Annotated in this window: 14 protein-coding genes and 3 pseudogenes; 5 read left to right on the plus strand and 12 right to left on the minus strand. The window is 45.3% G+C overall.

Features of this window, described 5'->3' with window-relative positions:
- Position 1: 1 nt before the first annotated feature.
- On the minus strand, positions 2-1,189 hold the full coding sequence (locus tag R7E78_RS20410; protein WP_054577059.1) for an aromatic ring-hydroxylating oxygenase subunit alpha: 1,188 nt from the start codon (positions 1,187-1,189) through the stop codon (positions 2-4).
- Between the two features lie 319 nt (positions 1,190-1,508).
- Between R7E78_RS20410 and R7E78_RS20415 the strand changes: the two genes are divergently transcribed.
- Positions 1,509-3,245: a BCCT family transporter gene (locus tag R7E78_RS20415; RefSeq protein ID WP_138939664.1), complete on the plus strand. Its 1,737-nt coding sequence runs from the start codon at positions 1,509-1,511 to the stop codon at positions 3,243-3,245.
- A gap of 94 nt (positions 3,246-3,339) precedes the next feature.
- Here R7E78_RS20415 and R7E78_RS20420 read toward each other — a convergent pair whose 3' ends face one another.
- The 6 genes and pseudogenes from R7E78_RS20420 to R7E78_RS20445 all read right to left on the minus strand — a co-directional run bounded on the left by R7E78_RS20420 (position 3,340) and on the right by R7E78_RS20445 (position 10,505).
- Complete coding sequence (locus R7E78_RS20420) at positions 3,340-4,266, minus strand: LysR substrate-binding domain-containing protein (protein WP_005385892.1); 927 nt, start codon at positions 4,264-4,266, stop codon at positions 3,340-3,342.
- Positions 4,267-4,513: 247 nt separating this feature from the next.
- Positions 4,514-5,878 (minus strand): TrkH family potassium uptake protein, encoded by a 1,365-nt coding sequence (locus tag R7E78_RS20425; protein WP_318058183.1) that lies wholly within the window; start codon positions 5,876-5,878, stop codon positions 4,514-4,516.
- A gap of 1 nt (position 5,879) precedes the next feature.
- Entirely contained in the window at positions 5,880-6,533 is a 654-nt protein-coding gene (locus R7E78_RS20430; protein WP_005375180.1) for a potassium channel family protein, read from the minus strand.
- 151 nt (positions 6,534-6,684) lie between these two features.
- A complete protein-coding gene (locus tag R7E78_RS20435; RefSeq protein WP_258484126.1) occupies positions 6,685-7,383 on the minus strand; it encodes a response regulator transcription factor in 699 nt (232 codons plus the stop codon).
- Positions 7,380-8,414, minus strand: a pseudogene (locus tag R7E78_RS20440) (ATP-binding protein). The gene R7E78_RS20435 and the pseudogene R7E78_RS20440 overlap by 4 nt, the downstream one beginning before the upstream one ends.
- A 237-nt stretch (positions 8,415-8,651) precedes the next feature.
- Entirely contained in the window at positions 8,652-10,505 is a 1,854-nt protein-coding gene (locus R7E78_RS20445) for an ABC transporter ATP-binding protein (protein WP_042521744.1), read from the minus strand.
- A 145-nt stretch (positions 10,506-10,650) separates the two neighbouring features.
- Between R7E78_RS20445 and R7E78_RS20450 the strand changes: the two genes are divergently transcribed.
- From R7E78_RS20450 to fhuB, 4 genes are read left to right on the plus strand one after another with little or no spacing between them, the layout of a single operon-like run.
- Positions 10,651-12,753, plus strand: coding sequence for a TonB-dependent siderophore receptor (locus R7E78_RS20450; protein WP_318058184.1), 2,103 nt, complete (start codon positions 10,651-10,653; stop codon positions 12,751-12,753).
- Positions 12,754-12,804: 51 nt separating this feature from the next.
- Entirely contained in the window at positions 12,805-13,590 is a 786-nt protein-coding gene (locus R7E78_RS20455) for an ABC transporter ATP-binding protein (RefSeq protein WP_005383893.1), read from the plus strand.
- Positions 13,581-14,510 carry an iron-siderophore ABC transporter substrate-binding protein gene (locus tag R7E78_RS20460; protein WP_318058185.1) on the plus strand — a complete coding sequence of 310 codons (930 nt, stop codon included), beginning with the start codon at positions 13,581-13,583 and terminating at the stop codon, positions 14,508-14,510. The genes R7E78_RS20455 and R7E78_RS20460 overlap by 10 nt, the downstream gene beginning before the upstream one ends.
- Complete coding sequence (gene fhuB / locus R7E78_RS20465) at positions 14,507-16,474, plus strand: Fe(3+)-hydroxamate ABC transporter permease FhuB (RefSeq protein ID WP_318058186.1); 1,968 nt, start codon at positions 14,507-14,509, stop codon at positions 16,472-16,474. The genes R7E78_RS20460 and fhuB overlap by 4 nt, the downstream gene beginning before the upstream one ends.
- A gap of 95 nt (positions 16,475-16,569) precedes the next feature.
- Here the strand turns inward: fhuB and R7E78_RS20470 are convergent, their stop codons facing one another.
- From R7E78_RS20470 to R7E78_RS20490, 5 genes and pseudogenes are all read right to left on the minus strand, one after another.
- Positions 16,570-17,418, minus strand: coding sequence for a mechanosensitive ion channel family protein (locus R7E78_RS20470; protein ID WP_005375171.1), 849 nt, complete (start codon positions 17,416-17,418; stop codon positions 16,570-16,572).
- Positions 17,419-17,513: 95 nt separating this feature from the next.
- Positions 17,514-18,854 (minus strand): HlyD family type I secretion periplasmic adaptor subunit, encoded by a 1,341-nt coding sequence (locus tag R7E78_RS20475; RefSeq protein ID WP_005375170.1) that lies wholly within the window; start codon positions 18,852-18,854, stop codon positions 17,514-17,516.
- Positions 18,829-20,546: pseudogene (locus tag R7E78_RS20480) on the minus strand (type I secretion system permease/ATPase). Before R7E78_RS20480 ends, R7E78_RS20475 begins: the two are co-directional and overlap by 26 nt.
- Before the next feature lie 152 nt (positions 20,547-20,698).
- Positions 20,699-21,289 carry a calcium-binding protein gene (locus tag R7E78_RS20485; RefSeq protein WP_005375168.1) on the minus strand — a complete coding sequence of 197 codons (591 nt, stop codon included), beginning with the start codon at positions 21,287-21,289 and terminating at the stop codon, positions 20,699-20,701.
- Positions 21,290-21,499: 210 nt separating this feature from the next.
- Positions 21,500-21,568 (minus strand): annotated as a pseudogene (locus tag R7E78_RS20490) (helix-turn-helix transcriptional regulator); the annotation flags it as partial.
- Positions 21,569-21,644 lie beyond the last annotated feature (76 nt).

Here is a 21,644-nt window from a genome sequence, read left to right on the forward strand (position 1 = left end):
ATTACTGCTCCAGTGCCGCTTTCACTTGCTTTGCCAACCAGGTTTGAAAGAAATGCGTCGGAACATCCATTTCTGGTGAGAACACACCACCACCAAAGCCAGGTGAGTAACGACCTTCCTGCATGCCCTCGACCGCTCCAATATCTTCGCCGAATACGACTCGCCATGACTCAACGGTAGCAGTACGGCACGCAGCGAACTCATCTTTCGTTGCTTCATCACCCACATAGAAAACACGTAGGTGCTCAACACTCTTATTCGCAGTGATTGGTTCAATCATCATCGCAAAGGCATGATCGGCTTGAATACCAAGCAACACGTTTGGAAAGAGTGCAACATATTCTGCATGACGCAGTTTATCTTCTGGCCAGTTTGGAAATTTAGGTAAGTGTGTTCCTGCAGTATCAGAGAGGTTGTATGCGAGACTACCTTGGCCAGCAAAACGCTCTGCAAACATGATGTTGTAGTGATCCTCTAGGCGAGAATAACTGTTCAAACTCGGATGCACCCAAGGTAAGTGGTAAGCTTCACAGTAGTTTTCTACGGCAAGCTTCCAGTTACTTTTCACTTCTATCTCTAGGTTGCCACCCATGTTCACGCGGCGAAGAAGCCCTAATCCTTCTTCACCTAAGAATTGCTGCCAACGTTGCTCTAGCGGCGCGATATGCTCTTCAAAGCTTTCTGCATTGCCCGATAAGTTGACGAACACCATGTCCATCCAAACGGCTGAACGAAGTGGCTTAAGGCCATGTTTTTCACACTTAAATCGGTCATCTTTGTGTTTTGCGATACCACCAATGTGTGGTGTGCCTTTTAGATTGCCGTCAAGATCGTACGTCCATGAATGGTAAGGACAGCGAATCATGCCTTGAACTTCGCCTGCCTCATGAACCAGCTTCATACCTCGGTGGCTACACACGTTGTGGAAGACTTGGACTTCACCTTGACGATTTCTCATCATGAGTAGTGGAAGATTCATGAAATCAAGTGGCATTACATAACCATTTTTAAGCAGGTCTGATGCAAAACCAATACATACCCAAGTGTTACCAAACACCTGATCACGCTCAAAAGTAAAATACTCTTCGCTGGTGTAGGCCTGATTCGGCATTCCTGTTGCTTCACTGATTGGGTTCAGTACATTATCAACAAGTTCAACAGGAATAATGGTTTGGTTGACATTGCTCATATTCTTATCTCCGAGAGTCGAGTTGCATCCAGTGCGTACAACATCGTGTTGTGTTAGTGGAGATAATTGTGATTAACAACCCGGCAACAAACAAACGACTTTTTCGCCGGGCTTGGATGAGTTTTTGTCATTCATGCATTGATCTCGAACAAAAAAATAACCTTTTAATTAACAATGATCTTCTTGTCATGATTAATACTCATTAACCGATGAGTATTAATCAGTTGAAACACAAAAGCCCTCTCTCTACTCTCTTTCAAAAATTAACAATAACGCAACAAACAATAACGTTAAAACAAACGCACTGTGAGGGATGCCTATGAGAGCAACATCTGGGATATTGAAAGGACTCAATCCGACTGTGACAATCGCATCAAAGATCGTCGTTATCGGTTTTGTACTTTTCTGCGCCATTCTCGCCAATCAAGCGGGCCAATACTTCGAAACGATTTCCGGCATTTTGCTACAGAATATGAAGTGGTTTTACATCGGACTTGTTTCACTCGTTGTCGGTTTTCTTCTTTACCTTATGGTTAGTCGATATGGGCATATTCGTTTGAGTAAAGATGACGAAAAACCAGAGTTTAGTTATTTGTCTTGGGTATCCATGCTTTTTTCCGGAGGCATGGGGATAGGCTTAATTTTCTGGTCGGTCGCCGAACCGATGTGGCATTACGCTGACAACCCATTTACTCAAGGCCTGACCAATGAAGCCGCAACAACATCAATGAAACTGACATTCTTTCACTGGGGTCTACATCCTTGGTCTGTCTTTATCATTGTTGCACTCGCATTAGCTTACTTTTCCTACCGTAAAGATCTGCCTTTTACCCTACGCTCTATCTTGTACCCTTTGATTGGTGATCGTATTTATGGGCCTATCGGACACACGGTTGATATCCTAACAGTCGCGGTGACTGCTTTCGGTATCTCTCAAACCTTGGGGATGGGAGTTATCCAAATAAACTCTGGTTTGAATCAAGCCTTTGGTCTAGACATTAGTTTGGGGATTCAACTCTTTATTATCGTTTCCCTTTGTACTTGTGCGGTTGCGTCGGTGCTATCTGGTGTAGGAAAAGGTATTCGCCGTTTATCAGAATGGAACATGCTGCTTTCACTCGCACTCGTGCTAGTCGTACTTTACATTGGTCCAACTCGCTATATCTTAAATACGCTACTCGAAAGTACGGGGCTTTATGCACAAAACATTGTCGGTATGAGCTTATGGAGCGATGCACAGAATGACTCTGGCTGGCAAAACTGGTGGACGGCTTATTACTGGCCTTGGTGGATGACTTGGGCACCTTTCGTTGGCATGTTTGTGGCTCGTATCTCTAAAGGACGCACAATACGTGAACTTATCGGCGGTGCTCTCATCGTACCCACGCTGATCACGTTCTTATGGATTTCAGTATTTGGTGGTGCAGCGTTGAAGGTAGAGCAAGACGCTCGTGTTGCTCATCAAGAGCAAGTCACTGCGGCACAAGAAGCCAAACAAACACCACCTGCGGATTTTTCTGGCGGCCCGATTCTTGAAGCGACTAAAGCCGATACGACACGCGCTTTGTTTACGCTATTCGACAATCTAGATACAGGTATGTTTGGTAAACTACTTAGCGTACTTGCGTGTCTATTGCTCGGTACTTATTTCATTACCTCCGCAGACTCGGGTACCTTGGTTCTATGTACCCTCGATGCCGCTGGGCACAGTGAGCCTCCTACCTCTATACGCGTATTGTGGGGGATCATGATCGCAGCCATTGCGGGAGTACTTCTATACGCAGGAGGGTTAAAAGCAATGCAAACGGCCTCCATTATTGCCGGTTTCCCTATCGCCATTTTTATCGCGGTGATGAGCTTAACGCTGTTTCATAGTATTCGACGCGAACCTAAGCCATGGGCAATGCTGCCTGAGCATGTTCACCCAGAGCAAGAGAAACTTGATGGTCCTGTTGAACCGCTTGTTGAAAGCAAAACAGTGGCTTCCGAGCCTATCGCTTCAAGATCCTCACAAAAAAGTGATTCCACACTCAATCAGGGACCAGTACTAAGTTAGTGCGTCGTTTCATCAATCAATTAAAACAAAGCGGGAACTGGTACTCCCGCTTTTTTAACATGACCAAACTCTGTTATTTTCTCTGCTTATTGATTTAGGCTAAACCTCGATCACCCACCTCATCTGGCAACTGTTGCAAAAGCCACTCTCTAAAACGCTTGACGCTTGCTGGGATTAAACCTCTATTTTTAGGTTCAAGCATAGAGAAATTGGAAGGTGTTGAAAGCACGTGTTCGACTGGCCTAACTAAAGCACCGCTTTGTAAATAGTCGTCCACTAATGATCCCCAGGCTAACGCGATGCCCTGACCATTAATTGCCGCTTGTAACAGCATTGGATAGTTATTGATGTTCATGCGATTACGAGGCGAAATATTTGGCAATCCTACACTCGCAAACCACTGCTCCCAATTCACCCAATCTCTTTGAGACTCCTCCAGATAGAGTAACGTTTTATTGAAGATTTCTTCTGGCTCACTAGGCTGGCCGATTTTCTCTAAATAAAGCGGGCTACACACAGGGAATACTTCTTCTGAAAATAGCGTTGTCACATCCATTTCCGCAGGTGGAGTGCGACAATAAAACAAGGCGAGATCGCAATCTAATCGGCGTAAGTCCAACACATTATCTGAGGCCAATATTCTTATATCGATGTCATCATGTTCATTTTGAAATTGAGCAACCTTAGGCAACAACCACAAGGCTGCCATTGCATTTGTCGTCGCAACCGTGATCTTTTGTTCGCCCTGCCACTTCTTCACTTCACCCGTGATTTGAGCAATATCGAGCAAAGATTGGCTGACAGCTTGATAATATTGAAGACCTGTAGGCGTTAAATTAATGCTTCGATTGGCTCGCGTGAACATAGCCTTGCCTAAGTATTCTTCTAATTGTCTAATTTGGCGACTGATAGCACCTTGGGTCACGTTTAGCTCGTCAGCGGCTAACGTAAAACTCAAGTGCCGCGCCGACGCTTCAAACGCAACGAGGCTATTTAAAGGTGGGAGGGGTTTGATTTTCATGTATCTTCCAGTAAGGCAGTATTGTAATTATTTTTATTCCCGGCAATCTTATGTTGCACGTGGATAATGCCATTCTGGACAACACCTCAAAAACGACAATTTATAAATGATAAAAAATAGAGATGAATCATAAATTGTTGTGAGAGAGACTGCCGTATACAGTTTCGTGGCTACAACGAGCACAAAAAGAGGAGCAGTTACTCCTCTTTTGTCTAGCCTTTTGCTCACTTTGTACGAGTTAGCCCATTTACCCTATTGCCAGTTTAGTGCTCGCGTAACGCGCTTTTTTCTTTCTTGGACTGGCTAAGAAGTACGCCAAAGTAAGGGGGCCTAATCGTCCCATAAACATCATGAAGATGATCACTAACTCACCCGGTTCGGACAAACTGCCCGTTAAGCCTCGCGATAACCCAACCGTACCCAGTGCCGAGACCGCTTCGAACATAATGTCTAACATAGACTCTTTCTCTGTCAGTAACAGCGTGAATATGGCAAACCAAGTCACCCCCACCGAGATCAGAGTCAGCGCCAATGCCTTGCTGATGGTCTCTTTGGGAATCTCGCGTTGAAAGGCATAGGTTGCTTCATCGCGACGCAAATAGCTGTAAGTCGCCAAGACTAACACTATAAATGTCACAACTTTAATGCCACTTGCCGTACTCAATGATCCACCGCCGATAAACATCAACACCAGAATGATCGCCGTTGTGGCATCTTCCAACTGATCGATAGCTAAAGTGTTGAACCCTGCCGTTCTTGGCGTCACCGCTTGAAACCACGATGCCCACCATTTCCCTGCTTCGCTCAACGGGGCAAGCGTGTTGGGGTTGTCATATTCAATCAGATAAATCGCGATAAGTGCCACCACGTTAATGATCATCGTGCCTAAGATCATCATTCGACTGTAAACGGTGAGTCGATGCCAACGGCGATTGCGTTTTAAGTCAATCCAAACCGAGAAGCCTAAACCACCAATAATGAACAAACTGGTAATGGTGAAGTTAACGACCGGGTCGTCCACGTAAGGCATTAAGCTATCGGCACTCAACGCAAAACCTGCATTGTTAAACGCACTGATGGTGTAGAAGAAACCATGGAACAAACTGGTTTCCCAGCCCAGCTCTTCACTCCAATAAACGCTCAAAATAGTGAAACCAATAAGTTCAACGAGCAGAGCGAACATCAATACAGATTTAGCAGTGGCAATGAGTGTCGATGAATCAGTCTGGTTGAACGCCTCTCTCGCGACTGCTCGCTCCAAAAAGCCAATTTTTCCGCCCAGAGCCAGCAAGGTCACGATAGCAAACGTCATCAAACCTAGGCCACCACATTGAATCAGGAAAGCAATAACCACTTGCCCAAAAGGCGTAAACGCCGTGCCCGTGTCCACCACAACTAATCCCGTCACCGTAATGGCCGATGTTGCTGTAAACAGGCTTTGAATCCAAGTGATGGGCTCTGTGGTGGCAATCGGCAGTTTGAGTAAGACCGTGCCGAGCATGATCAAGCACGCAAAGCTGAGGCTAAGTATTAATGGCGGTGCGCCCAACAATTTTTTGCCCGCTTTGGGTTTTCGCTCGATTGGGATAACAGAGGGATGCCACAAAACCATGTTACACCAACCTTGGAGCGACGTATTTCAGCTCAGCGCGACTACCGCAAAGCAACAGCGTGTCGAACTCATTAAGCACAAACTCATCATTGATATTGGTGTAGACGGCTTCTTCGCGCTTCACCAAGATAGGCTGAATGTTGTAACTGCCTCGGCTGATCAACTTAGAAAGCGGCGTATCGTGCAGATTGGATTTAACGTGGATTTCCACCACATACAAACCATGCCCCATTTCCAAATAGTTGTTCACCATCGGATAGTTGAGTGCCTGCGCGACTCTTACGCCCATCTCCTCTTCCGGATGAATAATGCGTTGTACACCAAGCTTAGACACGATGGTGTGGTGTGCTTTGGTGCTCGCTTTGACCCAAATAGATTTCACACCCAGATTTTTCAGCGCCAGCGTACACAACAAACTGGCTTGCATGTCTTCGCCAATCGCCACCAACACCACATCACTGTTCGCTAACGCTAACTCTCTGAGTGCACCTTCGTCTGTTGCGTCACATATGACCGCTTGCGTTAACTCTTCGACGTATTTTTCGACGATTTTCGGGTCGCTATCCACCCCCGTTACGGTGTGTCCAAGATGAATAAGTTCTAAGCTGGCGGCAACGCCAAATCGCCCTAGACCAATTACTGTAAAGTGAGCCATATCAATACCTAACTGTGTTTTATGTATAGAAAATGCTAATGCGTTAAGGGTTAGACTGATTTTCCGTCACGGAAAATAGGCAACACGAATCCTGTTCGAGTGCCGATAACCAGCACTAAACCTTGGCATTAACGTTGATTAAATTTGGAATTTAGTGGTGCTTGGACGCCTCTAGCACTAAACGATAACCCAGCCCCGGCTCGGTTTTTAATAGCCGCTGTTCGTCAGCACTATCGTTCAGTTTTTTGCGTAGTTGACTCACTAACACACGTAAGTAGTGAGTATCTTCGACATGACTTTTTCCCCAAATCACCGCTAGCAAATGAGTTTGCTCAATGAGTTTTCCCGGCTTGAGAATCAACTGTTCAATGAAAGAAAACTCTTTCTTGGTGAGTGGAATTTCCCTCTGATCCAACCAAAATTGGTGAGTACTTTTGATGATTTTGACTCGGCCAGCCACCAGCTCATCAGCGACGGTTTGCTCATCCACCAAATCTCGAACCAGCACTTTGATGCGCGCGATGAGCTCTTTTACGCCAAAAGGCTTGCTCAAGTAATCATTCGCGCCCGCTTCTAAAAGGCGGATTTTTTCCTCTTCTTGATCGCGAGCTGTCAGCACTAGCACTGGCGTTTTATAGGTCTGACGAAGCGTAGTGAGAAACTCCGCCCCATCGCCGTCGGGCAAGCCTAAATCTAGCAAAATGACGTGCGGCGAATGCGCTTCGAAACACGCTTTGGCTTCTGAAATGGTACTCGCGCCAATGTAATCAAACCCTTCAGCAGACAGCGAAATTCGAATAAAGGTATGAATGCGAGGCTCATCGTCCACGACTAAAACTTTGTAACTCACGCCTGCTCTGCTCCTTCATTGAGTGGAAGTCGAATGCGGATCAGCGTCCCTTCTGATACTGACATAGATTGAATATATCCTTGGTGTGCGGTGATGATGCCTTTGGCAACCGCGAGTCCCATTCCGGTGCCTGAATCGGCCGATTTGCTGTTCGCGCCGGAATAGAAAAGGTTGAATATTTTTTCCGCATCTTCAGCTTTGATGCCAATTCCCATGTCCCGAACATCAATCACGCACGACGAACTCTGCTTAGAAAGTGAAACCTCAACAGATTCATTCTCTGGTGAAAATCGCATGGCATTATCCAACACATTAAAAATCGCTTGTTCGATGAGCGAACGACTTACTGATAAATAACCAACGGCATCATCCATATTCATGGACACTTTCTCGGTGTAATTCGGCAAACGAGAAACCGCATCCCGCACAATATCTGCAATCAGCTCATCTTTTTTGGTAATTTTTAATGTGCCGTGCTGGAGCTTAGTCGCCTGTAAGAGGTTCTCGATATATTGATGCAAGCGATGGCTTTCTGAAGTCGCACTGTCGAGCAATTCTTTGCGCTCTAAGTCATTGAGCTTGGGCATGTACTCGTTGAGTGTGGTCAGTGTTCCAATAATGGTTGCCAGCGGCGTGCGTAGGTCATGGGACACCGATAGCAGGATGCTGTTTTGCAGCTTGGTTTGTTTTAATTCTCCCTGCTGGCGACGATAAAGATCCGCAAAGGTGCTGGTGATAAATGCCACCACCATAAACACGACTAAATTAAAAATGTCTTCCGGACGAAACATCTGCAAAGAGTAACGAGGCGTCGTGAAAAAGAAGTTGAAGCTCAACGCTTCGATCACCGCCGCCGCATAAGCGAATCGCGAGTTGCATTGAAACGCCACTACCACGACTGCTAACTGTAAAATCAGCAGGACTGCGGCTGTAGAGCCAAACAGTTAGTCTAACAACCATGAGACGACAACCGCGCCAACAATCACGGTAGTAGAAAAGAGAAAGGTGTTATCTCGCCATTGAACAAACATAAAATACATCAACCAAAATTCGATGTAGAAAACTTTAGCAAAAGCCCATTCGGAGTTCGCGTAAAAAAAGCGTAAAAAATTCAATAACGACAGTGAGTTATAAACATAATCATCATTAAGTTGGCCTAACTTAATGAATAATCACAAGTTAACGTTGCCCATTAACGCCTACTTACTCGGTATAAACGACAGACACAAAAAAGAGGAGCATTTGCTCCTCTTTCGTGTAGCGTCATATTAGATGACTTGCAGTTGAGCATCACCTTGCTCAGACAAAAAGCCACCGGTTTGATGCTTCCACAACTGAGCGTAAACACCACCCAATTGCAGCAGCTCGTAATGCGAGCCTTGCTCAATGATTTTGCCGTCATCCATTACAATCAAACGATCCATCGCGGCAATCGTTGATAGACGGTGAGCAATCGCGATCACTGTTTTTCCTTCCATCAGAACTTCAAGGTTTTCTTGAATTGCCGACTCCACTTCTGAATCAAGTGCAGACGTTGCTTCATCCATGATCAAAATTGGCGCGTTTTTCAGCAGAACGCGAGCAATCGCCACACGTTGACGCTGACCACCAGACAGCTTCACACCGCGTTCACCCACTTCAACGTCATAGCCAACGTTACCTTGCTCGTCTCGTAGAGATTGAATGAAATCATGAGCATGTGCTTTCTCAGCAGCTGCGATAACGGCATCCATTGAAGCATCTGGATCACCGTAAAGAATGTTCTCTTTAATTGAACGATGCAGCAAAGAGGTGTCTTGCGTGATCATACCGATGTGTTGGCGAAGCGACTCTTGTTCAACTTGAGAAATGTCCTGTCCATCAATACAAATCTTACCGCTATTTACGTCGTAAAAGCGCAGCAACAAGTTGACCAACGTGGATTTACCTGCCCCAGAGCGACCGACAATGCCGACTTTTTCGCCCGGTTTGATAGTCAGATTCAAGTTCTCAAATACTGCCTTCTCATCACTGTAGTTAAAACCTACGTGATCAAAGCAGATCTCACCTTGAGAGATTTGCAAAGGCTTAGCATTTGGTACGTCTTTCACTTCAACATCGTTTGAAATCGTATTAATACCGTCTACTACTGTACCGATGTTTTCAAACAGTGCGCTAACTTCCCACATGATCCACTTCGACATACCTTGTACGCGCAACGCAATACTGATGGCAATCGCAATAGCACCAATTGTTACAGCGTGATCTAGCCATAGATAAACCGAAATGGCACTAATAGACATCAGCAGCAAATAGTTGATGGCATCCACACTAAACAGTAAACAAGTCACCATGCGCATTTGGCGGTAAACCGTCACCAAAAATTGCTTCATGCTGCTTTCTGCGTATTCCAACTCTCGTTGCGAGTGCGCGAATAGCTTTACGGTAGATATGTTGGTGTAAGAATCGACAATGCGCCCAGTCATTACAGAACGAGCATCCGCTTGCTCTGTCGCTACTTGTTTCATTTTAGGGATAAAGTAGAACTGGATAACCGCGTACATTCCTATCCAAATCACAATAGGCAACATTAGCAAACCATCGGCTTCGCCCATCATCCAGAGCATCGAAAGAAAATAAACGCTGATATAAACCAGTACATCCACCAGCTTCATGACCGTTTCTCGTACCGCTAACGCACTTTGCATCACTTTGGTCGCAACTCGGCCTGCAAAGTCACGCTGGAAAAATCCAACCGCTTGTTTTAGCAAGTAACGGTGAATCAACCAACGGATAGACATCGGGTAGTTACCCAATAACGTTTGGTGCATCACCATTGAGTGGACAAAACCGAGAGCTGGCATCACAACCGCCACTAAGAACAGCATCATTAGCATGCGATCACCCTGGTCTTGCCAGAATGTTGCGCGATCTTGATTAGAGAGAATATCGACGAGCTCGCCCATATAACGCAACAGCGTCACCTCAGTAATAGCAATAAGCGCACTGAACACAGCCATAACGAGTAAAGGGGCTTCAAAGCCACGAGTGTAAAAACGACAAAAGCCAAATAGCGTCTTCGGTGGCTTTTCGGTTTCCATCTGGGGAAAGGGTTGGGTCAGCTTTTCAAACCAATTGAACATAACAATGACTTTAGGTACCGCGAATGAATTTGCGAACGTTTTACTATCTTTTGATACAAAAGTCAGTAAAATACCGAAACAAAAGATCAAATGATAATAATTACAATTAAGCTTAGCGTTAATCATAATTATCGGGAATAGATTTATGCAAAAGAATAACTCACTGACCATCGCTATCCGCAACGCGTTGGTTTGTGCTTTAGCACCTACAGCAGTGGTTGCATTCACAGCACAAGCTCAAGAAGACGTCGTACAAGATGACGTGATTGCCATGGAGACCATAACGGTCACCGCGCAAGCACTTAAAGTAGAAACCCCGGCAGCAGAAACGCCGCGCAGCGTATCTATCATTTCTGAAGATGAACTTCGTGTTCGTGCACCGAAAAAGCTAGATGAAGCATTACGCTACACGTCTGGTGTAACCGCTCAGCCTTATGGCGCAGACAACGACACTGATTGGTTCAAAGTTCGTGGATTTGATGCAGCGACTTACCTAAACGGCAACCGCCTATTCCGCGATGGTTACTACACATGGTTGGTCGAACCTTACGGCCTAGAAAGTGTAGAAGTCGTTAAAGGTCCATCGGCTATTCTGTTTGGTGAATCGGCACCAGGCGGTATCGTGAATGCTGTTCAGAAAAAACCAACGTTTACGCCTCAAGGCGAAGTAAAAGTCGAAGTTGGCAACAACCAACACCAATCCGTAGGTTTTGACATTGCTGACGAAGCAAACGACGCAGGCACTGTGCGCTATCGTTTGGTTGGCTTGATGACAAGCCAAGATGGTGAACTGGACGGCACAAACAACGAGCGTTTCTACCTAGCGCCAAGTGTCGAGTTCGACATTTCTGACCGTACAATGCTGACCGTTTTGGCAACTTACCTTCATGATGACGGTGTACCAACTAACCCATTCTTCCCAGCTGCAGGTACTCTGATTGGTTCTAACTTTGGCAAAATCGATCCTTCGACTAACCTTGGTCAGCCAAACTACGATAAATACGAACGCACGCAGTTTTCTCTAGGTTACTTACTAGAGCACGACATCAATGACACGTGGTCACTCTCGCAAAACCTCAACTACGGTTCGAATGAGTTGTACTTGCGCAGCTCTTACGCGTTCTCAAACAACGATCCAGCGAAAGAAGAGTTAACGCAAGGCATCGTATTCCGTGACGGAAAAAACCAGAGCATCACGTTCGATAACAATGCTGTCGGCAACTGGATGACAGACAACGCAGAGCACACAGTGCTTATCGGTATGGATCTGCAATTCCACAAAACCGATGGCGACGAGCAGGACAACTACGCATTTGGCACCATCAATCCGTGGAACCCAGTTTACGGCAACTTCACCCCTCTTGATCCTGCTAACAACGTGAAACGTGAGATTGAGAAGTCTCAAGCAAGTCTCTATTCACAATACCAATTGAAACTGCATGAACAGTGGATTGGTAACATCGGTGCTCGTTACGACTGGGTGAAAACAGAAAACTCTGGCAAAGGCGCTACCGTTGATCAAAGTGAATCTCGTGATGATGGTCAGCTCTCTCTAAGTGCGGGTGTGATGTACCTTGCAAACAATGGCCTGTCACCTTACGCAAACTACTCTCAGTCGTTTGAAGTGATCAGCACTATTGATGCGGCAACCAATGAACTTTACAAACCACTGGAAGGCGAGCAAGTAGAAGTGGGTGTAAAGTATGAGCCAAGCTTTATGGATGGCTTTATCAACCTTGCATGGTTCGACATCACGCAAAAGAATGCATTGGTCACTAACCCATCAACATGGATTGCGACACAAACAGGTGAAGTGACATCTCAAGGTATTGAGCTAGAAAGCACGGCGCAGCTAACAGACGATCTAAAACTGATGGCAAGCTACACCTACACTAAAGCGAAAACAGATGAGAGCTTTGGCCAAGGTAAAAAACAAGCCGCACTTATTCCTGAGCACCAAGCTTCTGCATGGGTAGACTACAGCGCCTACAGCCTGATTCCAGGCCTCAATATCGGTACTGGTGTGCGCTACGTAGGTGAGTCAAAAGATAACCCTAAGAGCTCGAACCTAACGGTTCCTTCTGTCACTCTTTGGGATGCGTCAGTCACTTACGACATCACTTCACAGTGGCAAGCACAGCTAAACGTGAACAACATCCTAGATAAAGAGTTTGTTTCAGGTTGCGATTACTGGTGTTACTACAGCCAGTCTCGCTCTGTTATGCTAAACGCAAACTACCGCTGGTAATTGTACTTCTACTCCCCTCTATTGAGGGGAGTTTTCTCCTAAGAGCCATCCATGTTTCAACTGTCTAATATTGAGATCGTACGAGGTGGACGTCAGATCCTCGGCATCGAACAACTTAACATCCCAACAAATGAGCTAACGGTCGTTTTAGGCCATAACGGTTCAGGTAAGTCGACACTGGTGAACCTGCTTTCTGGTCAAATGCCACCAGATAAAGGCACGGTAACACTAAACGATACTTCCCTTTCATCACTCAAAACCAAAGAGTTGGCAAAACAGATCGCCTATTTGCCACAAAAGCTGCCCTCTTCGGCTGGTTTAACGGTAGAAGAGCTAGTGCGCTTAGGTCGCTTTCCGTGGCGTGGGGCACTTGGTCGTTGGAAAACCGAAGACAAACAGATCATCACGCAGGCTATGGAACGAACAGGAGTTACACCTTTTGCTCAAGCTTTGGCGGATGACTTATCGGGCGGCGAACGCCAACGTGCTTGGGTGTCTATGCTACTGGCTCAACAATCGCCAATTTTAATTCTCGATGAGCCAACCTCGGCGCTCGATGTTCACCATCAGTTTCAACTAATGGCGCTGCTGGCAGAACTGAATCGAACCGAAAATGTAGGCATTATCGTGATCCTGCACGATCTGAACTTAGCACTGCGCTACGCCACCCACATTGTTGCGCTCAAAAAAGGTAAAATTGCCTTCGAAGGCAACGCCGACATGTTGTTAGACGAGGCACGCCTTTCTAAACTATATGAGTCACCAATTAAGCTGATTGAGCACCCAAGCCCGGCTAACACATTAGCGAGCCAAAAGGTGGCTGTTGTATGCGCATAATAGCTCGTTTACTTACTGTGGTTACACAATCTGCTTTTCTCCTCGCATTTTTTATGACCAATGCACATGCAGTCATCACCGTTACCGATGAATATGGTGAGCATAGTTTTGAGCAAGCGCCTCAACGCGTTGTTGCCTTAAACTGGGACATCTTAGAACAAGTTTTGGCGCTAAACGTAGAACCAATCGCAGCCCCAAATTTACCAGGCTACCGCCAATGGGTCGTCAATCCAACCGCACCAGAGTCAATTGAAGATATTGGGACCCGAGCAGAACCCAACTTAGAAAAAATAGCCAGTTTGAAACCAGATGTCATCCTTGCTGCGTCTCCACAGCAAGACTTGATTCCGTTACTCAAACAAATTGCTCCGGTAATCTATTTACCTAATTTTTCTGAAAATGAGGCCGCAGCTGAAACGGCCATTCGTCACTTTCGTACGCTCGGCAAGCTATTCAATAAAGAGGCACTTGCTGAACAGAAACTGGCAGAATTAGATGCTTCATTTGCGCAGATGCGCCAGCGAATTCGCCACTATTACTCTGCTCCACTCAGCGTTCTTGTGATGCGATTTTCAACCCCGAATACTGTATTACTTGCAACCGAAAACTCCACCACTGACTACGTGGTTAGAAAACTGGGATTACAGGCTCCAATTAAAGAGGACCCACGTGCGTGGGGAGTAAAGCAAGATCGAATCAATCGGCTTCAGGGCCTCAAAAACAGCTACGTTCTCTACGTACAGCCTTTCCCAGAAGAACGAAAACTGAAAGAGTCGCCACTTTGGCAAGCGATGCCGTTTGTGAAAAAGCAGCGGGTAAATTCAGTCAGAGCAGTGTGGGCGTATGGCGGTGCCATGTCTTTGCAATACACCGCTGAAGCGATTACCGACAGTCTAATAGAGTTGGCACCAGAACAATGAGAACGAAACATTATATTGGTTATCTGGCGCTGATTACGTTACTTAGCGTCTTTAGCCTACAAATTGATACTAATTTATCACTTTTCGAACAATGGCAATTATTAACAAAACCAGAGGTAGCAACCGAGTTTCGTGACGTATTCTTTACGCAAGCGCAGCTTCCTAGGTTAAGTATGACCCTGCTTGTTGGTGCCATGCTTGGTCTCACCGGCAGCTTAATGCAGCAATTAACGCAGAATAACCTCACCTCGCCGTTGACTCTTGGCACCTCTTCTGGTGCTTGGCTTGCATTAGTCGTGGTAAACATTTGGTTCGTCGATTGGGTCGCCGATTACTCTGCATTAGCCGCAATGGTTGGGGCTTTAGTGGCGTTTGGCCTGATCGTATCAATTGCCGGTGTGCGTAATATGACAGGTTTGCCGCTGGTCGTTTCGGGGATGGTGATCAATATCTTGCTCGGTTCTATCGCCACAGCCATTATTATTTTAAACGCCCAGTTCGCACAGAATATTTTTATGTGGGGAGCAGGAGACCTTTCTCAATACAGCTGGGATTGGTTTGAGTGGTTATTGCCTCGCTGCGCTATCGCAATCGTAATTTTGATCGTCGCACCACGTATTCTGACCTTAATGAAACTGGGACAAGAAGGCGCAGCAGCCCGAGGCTTAGCGGTATTACCCGCGTTTGGTGCATTAATGGTGATGGGTATTTGGCTGGTATCAGCCTCCATCACCGCAGTTGGTATTATCAGCTTCATCGGATTACTGACACCCAATATTGCCAGAGCGATGGGGACAAGAACACCGCGCGACGAATTGATCAGCAGCATGCTTTTGGGCGCAATGCTACTAATCATCACAGACTCTGCCGCTATCTCGCTGAGCTTATGGTTAGAGGAAACCATTCCTAGCGGTGTAGCGGCTGCAGCTATTGGCGCTCCCGCTTTAATTTGGTTTACTCGTAAAAAGCTGACGGCAACCGATCAACTTAACCTTTCAATGAGCCAAGGAAAAACGGCGCTTTCTAAACGCGCGGTATGCAGCATTGCGCTATTCAGTCTGATTGGGATTCTAGCTTACTCATTCGTTACCCATGGTATAAACGGAATTCAATGGTCTGTGCCAGGTGAGTTCCAATGGCAATTGCGTTGGCCGCGAATGTTAACCGCACTTTCTGTCGGTATTGCGCTATCCGTTGCAGGAATCATTTTGCAACGCATTGTTTACAACCCTCTGGCAAGTCCCGATATTCTCGGTGTGTCTTCCGGAGCCACGTTTGCCATTATAACGACAGGAGTCATCGCTGGGTCGCTTCTCTCCGCATTTAGCTGGGGTATCGCTTTTTTCGGAAGTATGTCCGTATTGATGTTATTGCTGATTATCGGTAAACGAAGCCATTTTAATCCATCTAACTTCGTGTTGTCCGGCATCGCACTAACGGCACTATTAGAAGCCCTCGTTCAATTTTCGCTAGCTCAAGGCTCAGGTGACAGTTACAAAATTTTATTGTGGCTAACTGGTTCTATTTATCGAGTCACAGCCGACACCGCACTGATGCTATGTTTGGCCATAATAGTTATGCTTGCCGCTGTATTCTCGATTTCTCGTTGGCTAACACTAATTTCCATCGGGCGACAATTCTCAAATGCACGAGGGCTTAACCCTACCGTAGCCAATACGCTTATGCTCACCATCGTTGCTTTGTTATGCGCCTTTTCTACCGCTACAGTTGGTCCAATATCTTTTGTTGGCTTGGTCGCTCCCCATATGGCGATGATGTTAGGAGCAAGAAAAGTGAAAGAGCAACTGTGTGTCGGTGCCTTAATTGGCGCAACCCTAATGTTGTGGGCAGATTGGCTAGGACAAATCGCTATTTATCCAAGTCAGGTCGCAGCTGGCACGTTGGTCGCTATTATAGGCAGCACTTACTTCCTATTTTTAATGCTGAAGAGTAAGTTCAGCTAAGTTGGGAATATTGTTACAGCCTAAAAATACGCTAAGAAAAACAAACCCCGCTATTTTGATAGCGGGGTTTGAAATTAAAGGCGAAGTACGATGCTCTATTCTTCTCGCACTACAGGAAAACGTTGCTCATAAAGTTCCATAAAGTCCTTACGAATTAAGTGCTCTAAGTGGTTCGCTTTATCGGTTGGGCAGAAAATCATCACGTGCAGAATTTGTTCACCATTAATGTTGCTAGAAATATGCATATGTGGCTCAGAACCAGGAAGGTCAACACCGGCATGTTTTTCAATCATCGCATTGTAACGATGTGCAACATCAGCAAAGTAACTGCAATGTTCTTCAATTTTATCAGTTAAAATCGGTAACAGTGGATACAAATTGACGAAGTCTTTCACCACTACAGAAAAGTTGTGGTAAACGTACCGCTTCATGAAGTTGAGGTTCTTTACTGGATAGGTAAAGAACATACTATTAGGCAATGTCGCTGTTTTGCCGGTGTAATGATATTGCCCGTGATGCAGGTCGATCTCTTGAATCACCGTCGCCATCATATTGTGCTCAATCACTTCACCACACAACTTTCCGACCTCAATCCAGTCTCCAACGCGAAAAGAACGCGAACTTGCTCTTTGAATCGAACCCGTAAAACACAAAATGATTTCTTTGGATGCCACTACAATGGCAACGGCAATCGCCGTTACACTCAGAGCAAACTCGTTAATTTCTGATTGCCATAAAATAAATAAAATCAGTAATGTAACAGCAAAGGTGCCATTTTTAGTTCTGGACATCCAACTACGCTGATCTTCTGAGAGAAAAGCGTGATCACCACGAATCATCGATAAAATTGCACGACGAATTAACCACATAATCGCAAAGATCAGTGCGGTAAAAATCAATTTATGAGTGAGAAGAAAATCGACAACTAACTGCACTTTCTCCATTCCACGGCTCCCTCGAATAAAAATACGGCCCAGTAACAGCTAACGATAACAAATTATTTTGTCTGTTGTCCGTGCTCACTCAAGTCTTTTTGAAATTACTCCTCTCTGAAGGCGCGATTCATGCTTTCTGTAATTGGCTTTATTAGGTAGCTCAATGGCGTTCGTGGCTCAGATAAAATAAGCACTTCGGCATTCATGCCTGAGGTTAAACGATGTTTTGTCACATCTTCCGGTGAAATTGCAATTCTAGCGAGATAAAAATCTTCTTGGTTTTCTTGCGAGAGCTTATCGGCAGAAATCGTCAGCACAGTACCGTCTAAAGGTGCCAACGTCCGTGCATTCAGAGCGGTCAGACGAACATGCGCTTGCTGGCCTGGATTCACTAAATCAATATCCTGAGGATTAACACGAGCCTCGACTAACAACTTATCGTCTTGCGGGACCAGTTCTAGTAACGTTTCACCCGAGCCAATCACACCTTTTTCGGTAAACACTTGCATGTTGACTACGCGACCAGAAATAGGTGCGTTGATCGTTGTTCTTGCGACAATATCTTGAGCGGAGCGATATTCTTCCCGAATTGCGACAATTTCCGTTTTGGTATTTCGTAGTTCCTCGACAATCTCATTCAGCCTTTCAAGCTTCAACTCTTCAATTTGCGCTAGGTTTTCATCTAACCTTTTTCTAACGGTGAGCGACTGCCTATCTAACTGGCTTAAGGTACTTCTCACCTCCGCTGCTAAGCGCTTGAGTTGAAGTAAAGTAGATTTTCCCGAGAAACCTTTTTGCACCAAGGCTTGGTTGCTGTCTATTTCTTCAGCAATAAAGTTGAGCCGTTCCGTCTCAATCACTTTGGTTTGCTGAAGGTTTTCAAGCTCTAAATTTGCTCCAGAAATACTCTGCTCAATGATACTCAGTTTACTATCAAAGAATCGCTTTCTCGCTTCAAAGATCTTGTTTTGAACCAGTTGTGCTTCTTGTACGATATCGACACGGGGAATGCTTTCAAGATCATCAGACCATACAATCGTTGGAAGCTCATCAAGCTCCGCACTTAAACGGTTTTCCTTTGCTAGAGTATGGATAAAACGACCACTTAACGAGTCCAACTTAGCCATAGCTTGACGCTTAGAAAGTTGAATTAATAACTGACCTTTTTCGACTAAATCCCCTTCCTGTACATATAGCTTTTCAATAATACCGCCTTCTAAATGCTGAATTTCTTGTCGCTTAGTGAGAACTGACAAATCACCATAAGCAATCGCTGCACTTTCTAATTTGGCTGTTGCAGCCCAGTAGCCAAGGCCTCCAAGAAAAACACTTAAGGTCACCACACCGAGTAAAATTGGTTTTCGAAAGTTTAGTCTCGCTTTGGGGCTAAAACGATATACGATCTCGGTAGAACTCTGATTAACGGTTGGCAGTTGATTGCTCATTTCTTACCCTTGGGATATCTGTTCTTTCTTCGCCCATCAAACGTTTTAATACTTCATCTTTAGCGCCGTATAACTTGACTCGGCCGTCAGCCAAATACAAGAGCCTATCCATTTGTCGTAACGTGCTCGGATTGTGAGCAATGACGATAATCGTTGTACTCTGTGCTTTTAAATGGGCAATCAAACGTTGATACGCAGCCTCTCCCTCACCATCGAGGTTGGCATTCGCTTCATCGAAAATCACAATAGAAGGGTCGCCATAAACGGCTCTTGCAAGAGCGATTCTCTGCCTTTCCCCCCAGATAAACCACGGCCATTTTCACCAATAATGCAATCATAGCCTTTGTTTTTCTTGAGTATTAATTCATGACATCCTGCTAGTTGAGCCGCCTTGATGACTTTAGCGGGGTCTTCTTCTTTAAAGCGCGCGATGTTCTCTCGAATTGTGCCAGGAAATAACTCCACCTCTTGAGCGAGATACCCAAAATGCACGCCGCGATCTTCAGATGCCCATACGGAGACTTCCATTCCATCAAGAGTCACTTTACCCGCTAATGGCTTAACCGTACCTAATAACAGCCGAGCAAACGTCGATTTACCCGTACCAGAAGGGCCAATCACCCCAACAGCAACACCCGGAGGAATCGATAAGCTGAGCGATGAGAGCACTGGTTCGGTTGCTCCAGGATGGCGATAGGCCAGTCCGGTAAGCTCATAGTGTCCTTTTGGTTTAGGCAGTGGCATATCTGATTCATCTTGGCGCACGATCGCATCGATTTCTTTCAACCTTTTATAGGCGCCTTTAGCAGACATCGCGCTTCGCCACGTGCCTATCGCCTGCTCCATCGGCGATAATGCCCGACTCATTAATATGGAGCTCGCGATCATCGCCCCTGCCGTTATCTCATGTTGGATAACTAACCATGCACCACCTCCCAGTAAAAATATCTGTAATGAGCCACGCACAAACTTAGAAAAGTTAGCCATGTAGATAGACTTACCTGCAACTCGCTCTTCAAGCACATTCACTTCGCTCACGCGCGACTGCCACTTCTCTAAAAATGCATTCATCATCCCCATTGCGAGAATTGAATTGGAGTTTTGCGTGGCTAATTCTGCGTTGTTGATATGAGAAATCGCTCTGACTTCGCTCTCTTGCATTGTTTTACGCGTCATTAGCTCATTAAGCAGACCTAGGCTAAACAATACGATAGATCCAAGTAACGCGATGTGACCTAGTATCGGGTGCAATAAATACACAAATAAAATAAATAGCGGTGTCCAGGGCGCATCCAACAGTGGATAAGGTGCTTGACTGCTCAAAAAGCTTTTGATGTTCTGAATGTCTCTCAGAGTTTGCGAGGTATAACTCTTCCCAGTATGTGATTGATATTGAATCGTGCGCTTGAGCATGAAAGCGGAGAGTTTTGTGTCCATCCAATAACCAAAAGATTTACTCATTTGTGCTCGTGCAATGTCGATGATGGACATGGTTAACAGCGCGACAATTACGATGACAGTGAGCAAGAATAAAGTATCGGTTGAGTAGGAGGATATAACTCGGTTGTACACTTGAAGCATGTACAACGGAATCGAGAGAACCAATAAGTTGATAAAAAGGCTAAAAACGATCAGCAAGCCCGCAAGCGTGCATAGTTTTTGTTTCACTTCTTTGAAAACCGTTTTTTGCACGACTACTTCCGTTTAACGTGAAAATTGTAGGCGCCAGAAATACTAGCGCCTAGCTTAAGGTAACCTCAAATCGCTCTAGAGTGTCCGATTAGTTCACCTCAGCATGGCAGAGCCACGCAAACTAATTCCCATCCAGAGTTATTTTCAGTCGTTTAGATTACGAACAGATCTGCACCATAGGTGTTGATGTCAGTTTCAGTCACGCCAATAAGTTTCACTGTTAGATCAGCCCCATCGGTAAACACTGCATTCCCAACTGCATCGTAGCTAAAGCTTAAATCACCAAAGTCAGTGACAGAGTCGCTAATGATGTGCAAAGAGTCTTCACCAATGGTGAAATCAACAACTTTGGCTTCGCCATGGCCACCAAACTTATCCGTGAACACAAACTTATCGCCATTGCTGCCGCCAACTAAAACGTTGTCACCAGAACCAGCAACAAGAATATCTTCACCGACACCACCATTTAATTTATTGTCACCCAGCAAACCCAACAGCAAGTCATTACCGGTACCACCGCCGAGGTAGTCGTTTCCTGTACCAGCCCTAAGGATGTCATCTCCAGCACCACCAGTTAGGCGATCGTCGCCGTCGCCGCCGATCACATAATCATTACCGCCACCGCCAACAAACGAGTCATTACCACCAAAACCGATAAACAAATCATCGCCGCCATCGAAATCAGCAAATTGGTTATTTACACCTGCATCGCCTAAATACGTGTCATTGTCACTTGCGCTCATTTTTATTCCCTCTTAGCTTATTAATTGAATAGACCTTCTGTCTGTTCCACGTCTGACTAGATTCGTCACGACATGAGAAGTCTAATAGTCAACTGAATAGGAATAAGTTTGAATATGGCATGATATTTCAGACTGACATTTTAATAATAAATATAAAATTTAGTACTTTATAGAGTATTTTCTTTTTATTACAGCAAGTTAATACTAGTACTACAGGTTTCTCTTAGCCCAACTTGTAGCTTGCGTACGGTTCTTTACTTCTAACTTTCTAAAAATATTGGGCTTTGTTGCTTAAATCGATGGAACTAAATCAAGAAGCTACGATCTGATCGGCTACACCCATTAATCGTCGTAG

The sequence above is a fragment of the Vibrio sp. YT-19(2023) genome (assembly GCF_033337395.1).